Origin of the sequence: Streptomyces sp. ICN903 (assembly GCF_022015835.1) — a bacterium.
Classification (GTDB): Bacteria; Actinomycetota; Actinomycetes; order Streptomycetales; family Streptomycetaceae; genus Streptomyces; species Streptomyces fenghuangensis.
In genome coordinates, this window is the sequence record NZ_JAKMAY010000281.1 from 1 (window position 1) to 7,442 (window position 7,442).

Annotated in this window: 10 protein-coding genes and 1 tRNA gene; 8 read left to right on the top strand and 3 right to left on the bottom strand. The window is 72.7% G+C overall.

Going from position 1 to position 7,442, the window contains the following annotated elements:
• From L7D48_RS23175 to L7D48_RS23185, 3 genes are all read left to right on the top strand, one after another.
• Positions 1–720, top strand: a 720-nt coding sequence (locus L7D48_RS23175; RefSeq protein WP_237882089.1) for a chorismate-binding protein, incomplete at its 5' end; no start/stop codon positions are given.
• Positions 717–1,541, top strand: coding sequence for an aminotransferase class IV (locus L7D48_RS23180; protein WP_237882091.1), 825 nt, complete (start codon positions 717–719; stop codon positions 1,539–1,541). The genes L7D48_RS23175 and L7D48_RS23180, both read left to right, overlap by 4 nt.
• Positions 1,542–1,622: 81 nt before the next feature.
• The gene (locus tag L7D48_RS23185; protein ID WP_237882093.1) at positions 1,623–2,453 is read left to right on the top strand and encodes a GNAT family N-acetyltransferase; all 831 of its coding nucleotides are present in this window, start codon (positions 1,623–1,625) and stop codon (positions 2,451–2,453) included.
• A gap of 6 nt (positions 2,454–2,459) precedes the next feature.
• On the opposite strand, the gene L7D48_RS23190 is transcribed toward L7D48_RS23185, so the two are convergent.
• On the bottom strand, positions 2,460–3,011 hold the full coding sequence (locus L7D48_RS23190; protein WP_237882095.1) for a DsbA family protein: 552 nt from the start codon (positions 3,009–3,011) through the stop codon (positions 2,460–2,462).
• Positions 3,012–3,152: 141 nt separating this feature from the next.
• On the opposite strand from L7D48_RS23190, the gene L7D48_RS23195 reads away from it, so the two are divergent.
• Positions 3,153–3,626: a hypothetical protein gene (locus L7D48_RS23195; RefSeq protein ID WP_237882097.1), complete on the top strand. Its 474-nt coding sequence runs from the start codon at positions 3,153–3,155 to the stop codon at positions 3,624–3,626.
• A gap of 74 nt (positions 3,627–3,700) precedes the next feature.
• Complete coding sequence (locus L7D48_RS23200; RefSeq protein WP_237882104.1) at positions 3,701–3,922, top strand: hypothetical protein; 222 nt, start codon at positions 3,701–3,703, stop codon at positions 3,920–3,922.
• Positions 3,923–3,996: 74 nt separating this feature from the next.
• On the opposite strand, the gene L7D48_RS23205 is transcribed toward L7D48_RS23200, so the two are convergent.
• Positions 3,997–4,557, bottom strand: coding sequence for a CGNR zinc finger domain-containing protein (locus tag L7D48_RS23205; RefSeq protein WP_237882099.1), 561 nt, complete (start codon positions 4,555–4,557; stop codon positions 3,997–3,999).
• A gap of 192 nt (positions 4,558–4,749) precedes the next feature.
• Positions 4,750–5,163 carry an SsgA family sporulation/cell division regulator gene (locus L7D48_RS23210; RefSeq protein WP_003959770.1) on the bottom strand — a complete coding sequence of 138 codons (414 nt, stop codon included), beginning with the start codon at positions 5,161–5,163 and terminating at the stop codon, positions 4,750–4,752.
• 121 nt (positions 5,164–5,284) lie between these two features.
• Here L7D48_RS23210 and L7D48_RS23215 point away from each other — a divergent pair, with 121 nt between their 5' ends.
• The 3 genes from L7D48_RS23215 (at position 5,285) to L7D48_RS23225 (ending at position 7,375) form a co-directional block, all read left to right on the top strand.
• On the top strand, positions 5,285–5,749 hold the full coding sequence (locus L7D48_RS23215) for a TIGR02611 family protein (RefSeq protein WP_237882101.1): 465 nt from the start codon (positions 5,285–5,287) through the stop codon (positions 5,747–5,749).
• 72 nt (positions 5,750–5,821) lie between these two features.
• Positions 5,822–5,893, top strand: a tRNA-Val gene (locus tag L7D48_RS23220).
• A 210-nt stretch (positions 5,894–6,103) separates the two neighbouring features.
• On the top strand, positions 6,104–7,375 hold the full coding sequence (locus L7D48_RS23225) for a sugar ABC transporter substrate-binding protein (protein WP_237882102.1): 1,272 nt from the start codon (positions 6,104–6,106) through the stop codon (positions 7,373–7,375).
• Positions 7,376–7,442: the final 67 nt, after the last annotated feature.

Below are 7,442 nucleotides of genomic sequence, written 5' to 3' on the forward strand. Positions count from 1 at the left end.
CCCCACGCCGGCACCGTCCGCCTCCCCGCCCACGGGGTCGAGATCGCCACGGCCTCGCCCGAGCTCTACCTCGCCCGCCGCGGGCGCACCGTGGAGTCCCGCCCCATCAAGGGCACCGGACGCACGGCCGCCGACCTGCTGGACAAGGACCACGCCGAGAACGTGATGATCGTGGACCTGGTCCGCAACGACCTCGGCCGCGTCAGCGCCACCGGATCGGTCACCGTCCCCGCCCTGTGCGCCGTCGAGCCGCACCCCGGACTCGTCCACCTCGTCTCCGCCGTCCGCGGCGAACTGGCCCCGGGCGCGGGCTGGGCCGAACTGCTGGAGCACACCTTCCCGCCCGGCTCGGTCACCGGTGCCCCCAAGTCCAGCGCCCTGCGCGTCATCCGCTCCCTGGAGACCGCCCCGCGCGGCCCGTACTGCGGCGGCATCGGCTGGGTGGACGCAGACCGCGGCACCGGGGAACTGGCCGTGGGCATCCGCACCTTCTGGATCGACCGCGCCGCGCCCGGCGGTCCGGTGCTGCGCTTCGGCACCGGCGCCGGGATCACCTGGGGGTCGAACCCGGAGCGGGAGTGGGAGGAGACCGAACTGAAGGCGGAGCGGCTGCTCACGGTAGCGTCGGGGGAGTACGCGAAGACGCCTCCTGCGAGCGGCGCGGTCCGGACCACCGGCGCGGCGGGCACGGCGGGCGGGACCGGAGGAGCTGGGGCATGACGCTGATCTGGGTGGACGGAGAACTGCGGGACGCCGACGCCGCACGGGTGTCCGTGCTCGACCACGGACTGACCGTCGGCGACGGGGTCTTCGAGACGGTCAAGGCAGCCGACGGGCGCACCTTCGCCCTCACCCGCCACCTGGAGCGCCTGGCCGCCTCCGCCCGCGGCCTGGGCCTGCCCGAGCCGGACCTGGACGAGGTGCGCCACGCCTGCGCCGCCGTGGTGGAGGCCAACCCCGTGCCGCTGGGCCGGCTGCGGATCACCTACACCGGCGGGCTCTCCCCCCTCGGCTCCGACCGCGGCGACGCCGGGCCCACCCTGGTCGTCGCCCTCGGCGAGGCGAAGCCCCGCCCCGACACAACCGCCGCCGTCACCGTCCCCTGGGTCCGCAACGAGCGCGGCGCGCTGGTCGGCCTGAAGAGCACCTCCTACGCCGAGAACGTCGTCGCGCTGGCCCACGCCCGCCGACAGGGCGCCTCGGAGGCCCTGTTCGGCAACACCGTCGGGCAGCTGTGCGAGGGCACCGGCTCCAACGTCTTCGTCGTCCTCGACGGCGAGCCGCACACCCCGCCGCTCGCCTCCGGCTGCCTCGCCGGGATCACCCGCGCACTGGTGGCCGAGTGGACGGGGGCCCAGGAGACCGACCTGCCGATGGACGTCCTGGAGCGGGCCGAGGAGGTCTTCCTCACCTCCACTCTGCGCGACGTCCAGGCCGTCCACCGGATCGACGGACGCGAACTGCCCTCCGCACCCGGGCCGGTCACGGCCAAGGCGATGCGGATCTTCGCCGAGCGCTCGGCGGCCGACATCGACCCGTGAGGCGCCCCCGGAACCCGCGGCGTCCCCGGTCCTCCCCGCGCCGGGTGACAGCGGGGCTCCCCGGTGGGTAGAACCCAGGCGATGACCACCACCCTGCGCCCCACCGGACCCGAGCGGCGCGCCGCGGACGGCGCCCGCTCCCGCTCGTACGACATCTGCGTCAACGGCCGCCCCGCCGGCGGTCTGCGCCTGGCCACGGACGAACGCTTCGGCCCGTCGGCCGGCCGCATCGAGGAGCTCGCCGTCCACGGACCCGACCGCCGCCGCGGCCGGGCCACCGTCGCCGCGCTCGCGGCCGAGGAGGTGCTGCGCGGCTGGGGCTGCCGCCGGATCGAGGCGAGCGTCCCGGCGGACGCCGGTCCCGCCCTGCGGCTGGCCGCGGCCCTGGGCTACACCGAGCGCAGCCGGAGCATGGCCAGGGAACTGTCCGAGGCGCCCGTGCTGCCGCCGGGCAGCACGGTGCGCCCCCTGGAGGCGGACGAGTACCCGGCCTGGCTGGAGAGCCGCCGGGAGGCCTACGCCCGCCTCTGGACCGAGTGGGGCATGGACCCGGCACGGGCCCGTGCCAGGTCCGGGGCGGACCACGCCGAGCTGCTGCCCGACGGGCCGGACACCGCGGGCACCGCCCTGCGGGTCCTGGTCCACGGGGGAGCGGACGTCGGCACGCTCTGGCTGGCGACGGCCCGTGCGCGCGGGTCCGGTGCCTGGGTCTTCGACATCGAGGTGGCCCCGGCACACCGCGGCCGGGGCCACGGCCGGACGCTGATGCTCGCCGCCGAGCGCGAGTGCCTGGCGGCCGGGGTGCGCACGCTCGGGCTCAACGTCTTCACGGACAACACCGCGGCCCTGCGGCTGTACGAGTCGCTCGGCCACCGGCCGACCGCCCACCATCTGTACAAGCCGCTGCTCTGAGCGTCTCTAACCGTTCCGCCCGGCCTCCTCCCCGGACCCCTTCCGCTCCCCGGCTCCGGCCAGCAGCCGGTCGGCGATCTCCTCGATCCGCTCGCGCAGGCCCTCCTGGCTCCTCCCGCCGTCCAGCCGCTCACCGCCGATCAAATAGGTCGGGGTGCCGGTGACCCCGATCGCCCGGCCCTCGGCCTGGTCGGCGTCGACGATCAGCAGATGCCGCCCGTCGATCAGGGCGGTGTCCACCTCCTCGGCGTCCAGGCCCAGCTCCCGGGCCACCTCCAGCAGCAGCTCCTCGCCGCGCTCTGCCAGCTCACCGGCGCGGGCCAGGACCGCCTGGGCGTACTCGTCGCCGCGGCCCTGCGCGTACGCCTCCTCGGCGGCCTGGGCGGCGGCGTAGGAGTGGCGGTGCTTGTCCAGGGGGAAGTGGCGCAGCCGGATCTCCAGGGCGTCGCCGTACCGCTCGCGCAGCGCGCGCAGGTCGGCCATGGCCCGGTCGCAGTCGGGGCACTGCAGCTCGCACCAGACGTCCAGGACGGGGCGGGTGGGGCGGGTGTCGTTCATGGCGCCAGTCTCCCAGCCCGGCCCGGGGAGGAGAGCGGGAGGTGCGCGAGGGGGTCCGCAGGAGGAGAGGGCCCGGAAATCCCCCCGAGATCGCGGGGCGGAACATGGCACATACGGGGCGGGAAGCGGCACGATGGATACATGCTGACCACGACCGTCTGCGCGGCGCTCTCCGCGGCGGGACTGGCCGTCGCCTTCCTGACGGCCTACCGCCGCCGCTTCGCCGCGGCCACCCGTATAGCGGCCCTGTCCCTGGTGCCCGTCGGGCTGGCGATGTCCGGCCTGCTGGGAATGTTCGGCGAGATCGGAGGGGCGGTGGCGGCCTGGGCCTCGGACCTGGTGCTCAAGCCCACGGTCTGGGCCGGCTTCGGGGTGCTCGCCGTGGCCCTCGTCCTGTATGTGGTGGGCCGCGCCGCCGGCAGGCGTACGCGTGGCCGCGAGGGCGGATCCGGGCGCGGCGCGCGCCGCGCGGCGGAGTCCGGTGCGTCCCGGCCGGCTCTCGGCGGCGAGGGCGACAAGGCAGGCAGGGGCCGTGAGGGGCGTCCCGCGGCGGGGGCGACCGACGCGGACGACTTCTCGGACATCGAAGCGATTCTGAAGAAACACGGCATCTGAATCCGGTGAACCATGCCCGCGCGATGGTGTGTTGAACCGCGCGGCGCTCCTGCCTGCGCCATCATCGCGGCGAGATGCACGACACCACCGAGACACCCGAGGACCGTGCCCCCGGCTCCCTGCGCGAGGCGGGTCACGGCATCCGGTCCGGCGGACCGCCCGCAGGACTCCCCGGCGAACCGCCCGAGCCCCGCGGCTGCCTGTTCGCCCTCTCCCAGCCGCCGCTGATGCTCTTCCTGGCCGTCATCGGCGCGCTGGTCTTCCTGGCGGCGGTGCACGACCTCTTCCTGCTCTGACCGCCGTTCCGCTGCCGGGTCCCCGGCTCTTCGGGCGCTTCCGGCCGGGCCGGGGCGGACGCCGGCCGGACCGGTCAGTTCCCGGAGGCCCCGCGCTGCCGCGCCCGGTAGGCGGCCACGTGCAGACGGTTGCCGCAGGTGCGGCTGTCGCAGTAGCGGCGCGAGCGGTTGCGGGACAGGTCGACGAAGGCGCGGCGGCAGTCGGGGGCGGCGCAGCGGCGCAGCCGCTCGCGCTCACCGGCGACGACCAGGAAGGCCAGGGCCATGCCGCCGTCCGCGGCGAGGTGGTCGGCGAGGGAGGCACCCGGTGCGAAGTAGTGGATGTGCCAGTCGTAGCCGTCGTGGTCGGTGAGCCGGGGCGTGGTGCCGGCGGCGGCCACCAGTGCGTTGACCAGCTCGGCCGCGCGGTGCGCGTCGGAGGCGGCGAAGACCCGCCCGAACTGATCGCGCACCTCCCGTACGGCGGCCAGGTCCGTCTCGTCCAGGGTGCCCACGTCGCTGACGGCGTTGCGTTCGACGAAGGCGCGCAGCGCGCCGGTGTCGGTGAGCGTGTCGGGGGTGTGCTCGTCGGGCGCGGTGTTCAGCAGGTCGACGACGGCGTCGAGGGCGCACCGGGTGTCGTGGTTGATCAGCACGGTCGTCGCTCCCTGGCCGGTCTCTCGTCGGCAGCCCTGCGGGCCTTGCTGCGGTGAGACTCTAGCCCCTCCCGGACACGGCGACGCCGCCGCCACGGTGGTACGTGGCGGCGGCGTCGCCGTCGCTGGGCCGGGAGGGCCGGGCCCCGAGCCGTCGCCCCGAGTCGGACGGCAGCGGGGTGCCGGCGGCTGTCAGCTCTCCGCGAGGATGTGGGAGAGCTCGGTGTCGAGGTCGAAGTGCCGGTGCTCGGTGCCGGGTGGGACCGCGGCGTCCGTTCGCTTGAGGAAGGATTCCAGGGCCCGCGCGGGGGCCTCCAGCAGCGCCTCGCCCTCCGGTGAGCTGAGAGCGATGCAGACGACGCCCTGACCGTGGCTGCGGGACGGCCAGACACGGACGTCGCCGGTGCCCGTGGGACGGTGCAGGCCTTCGGCGAGGAGGTCGCGGGCGAAGACCCACTCGACGGTCTCCTCGGCGCCGGTGTGGAAGGTGGCGTGCACGGCGTAGGGATCGGCCGTGTCATACCGCAGGCCCGCGGGTACAGGCAGGGAGGACTCGCTCGATACAACGAGGCGCAGGTGCAGCTCGCAGCTGACCGTGGTGTTCATAAGCGCCAGGGCCTTTCGCTCAGTGTGCGCTCGGGGATTCGCACGTCGGCGAAATCGACATGCCACCCACGGGAGGGGTGTAAACCCCTCTGCCCCTTTTGTTTCCCTTCACATCATTCAGATGGAGGAATGGGGATTTAGTCGGTGGTCTGTTCGGGCGAACGGCTCGGAGGGCTCGGGTAATCTGGGGCGGGTGGAAACCGAGAGTAAGGAACGGGCCCTCGGTTCACGGGCGCCGCGCTTCATCAAGGCATCCCGGGCGCTCCATCTGAGCTGGCAGGTGGGGGTCTTCCTGGTCGGGCTCGCCATCGTGTTCGCCGGAGTGCTGATGCTGGCGCTGCCGGGGCCGGGCTGGCTGGTGATCTTCACGGGGCTGGCGGTCTGGGCGACGGAGTTCGTCTGGGCCCAGATCGTCCTGCGGTGGACGCGGCGGAAGGTCTCCGAGGCGGCCAGGCGCGCGCTCGATCCGAAGGTGCGGCGCCGCAACATGACGCTCACGGCGCTCGGTGTGGCCGTCGCCGCGGTCCTGGTGGGTCTGTATCTGGCCCGGTACGGGCTGGCGATGCCGTGGGACGTCGCGAGCTGAGCCTGCCGGGCCCCGGGGGTGCGAGGGGGTCACGAGCAGTCGCTGACATGCGGTAATGTTGTCGCCGCACCCGGGCGATTAGCTCAGCGGGAGAGCGCTTCGTTCACACCGAAGAGGTCACTGGTTCGATCCCAGTATCGCCCACCGAAGGCCGGGGTCCCGGCAGGCTTGAAGCCTGCCGGGACCCCGGCCTCTTCGTGTCCGTCCGCACACGCTCCGGATGCCCGGCGGTGAATTCCGTCCGAACCGTTGACGCCTCTGCCGAGCGTCCCTAAGTTAGCCCGGCAAGCGCTTGCCTAAAACGTTTCAAACAACCGGGGTGGCGGGACGAACCCGCCCGGGAGGGGCGTTTCGATGAGTTCTCGACGGAGCAGGGTCGCGGGTCTGCGGGCCATGGGGGCCGGTCTGGCCGCGCTGGGGCTGCTCGCCTCCGGGTGCGGCGGCGGTGACACGGGTGCGGACGGCAAGGTGACCATCCGCTACTCCTGGTGGGGTGCGCAGGACCGGGCGGACCTGATCAACAGGACCATAGACCTGTTCGAGAAGGAGAATCCCGACATCGAGGTCAAGACCGACTTCCAGGAGTACGGCGACTTCTGGACGAAGTTCAACACCCAGGCCGCGGGCGGCAATCCGCCGGACGTCTTCCAGAACTCCTATGCCTTCCTGCGCAAGTACGGCCAGAAGAACCTGCTGCTGGACCTCAACGCCCAGGTGAAGGCGGGCAATCTGAACCTGGACGACTTCCGCCAGGGCCTCGGCAGGGCCGGCGAGATCGACGGGAAGCTGCTGGGCGTGCCGGTGGGGGCCAACACCTTCACCCTCGTCTACGACGTCAAGGCGTTCGAGGAGGCCGGCGTCACCCCCGAGCACGGCTGGACGTGGAAGGACTTCGACGCGGCCGTCAAGAAGATCAGCGATTCCGAAGAGGAGTTCTGGGGCGCCAGCAGCAACGGCGGCGTGATGTACCTGTACGACCTCTACCTGCGGCAGCAGGACAAGGCCTTCTTCACCGAGGACGGGCTCGGCTTCACCGAGGCCGACCTGAAGAAGTGGTGGGGCGACCACCGCGCCAAACTCGACGACGGCCTGCTCGTTCCGGCCAAGCAGGCCGCACAGGTCCTGCCCAAGTCCGAGGTCAGCGCCGGTCTGTCGGCCGCCGAGTTCACCTGGGACAACTTCCTGGCGCGCTACACCTCCGAGACGGACAGGGAGCTCGCCCTGGCGCCGATCCCGACCATGGACGGCGAGCGGACCGCGCAGTACCTCTCCTCTCTGATGCTCAGCGCCTCCGCCCGGACCGAGCACCCGGAGGAGGTCGCCAAGTTCATCGACTTCATGGTCAACGACCCCGAGGTCGGGAAGATCATGGGCTACAACCGCGGGGTGCTGCCGACCAACGCGCAGTTCGAGGCCTACGAGCCCGAGGGGCCCGACGCCAAGATCGCCGAGTACGAGGAGAGCGTCACCGACTACCTGGAGCCGATCACGCCCCACCCGGCCGGGACCGACACCGTCGAGGCCGCCTTCCTGAGCATCTACCGCTCGATGGCGCAGGGCACCGTCTCCGTCGACGAAGCGGTCTCCCAGTTCTTCGACGAGGCCAAGACCGCCCTCGGCTCCTGACCCGAGGAGAACGTCCCGTGATGCGTACCGAAACCCCCGCACCGGCCGGCAAGGAGGGGGAGCGGAC

Excerpts from the sequence above, each read along its gene's own strand:
- L7D48_RS23180 (WP_237882091.1), top strand. The coding sequence starts at position 717 with ATGACGCTGATCTGGGTGGACGGAGAACTGCGGGACGCCGACGCCGCA.
- L7D48_RS23185 (WP_237882093.1), top strand. The coding sequence starts at position 1,623 with ATGACCACCACCCTGCGCCCCACCGGACCCGAGCGGCGCGCCGCGGAC.
- L7D48_RS23190 (WP_237882095.1), bottom strand. The coding sequence starts at position 3,011 with ATGAACGACACCCGCCCCACCCGCCCCGTCCTGGACGTCTGGTGCGAG.
- L7D48_RS23195 (WP_237882097.1), top strand. The coding sequence starts at position 3,153 with ATGCTGACCACGACCGTCTGCGCGGCGCTCTCCGCGGCGGGACTGGCC.
- L7D48_RS23200 (WP_237882104.1), top strand. The coding sequence starts at position 3,701 with ATGCACGACACCACCGAGACACCCGAGGACCGTGCCCCCGGCTCCCTG.
- L7D48_RS23210 (WP_003959770.1), bottom strand. The coding sequence starts at position 5,163 with ATGAACACCACGGTCAGCTGCGAGCTGCACCTGCGCCTCGTTGTATCG.
- L7D48_RS23215 (WP_237882101.1), top strand. The coding sequence starts at position 5,285 with ATGGAGGAATGGGGATTTAGTCGGTGGTCTGTTCGGGCGAACGGCTCG.
- L7D48_RS23225 (WP_237882102.1), top strand. The coding sequence starts at position 6,104 with ATGAGTTCTCGACGGAGCAGGGTCGCGGGTCTGCGGGCCATGGGGGCC.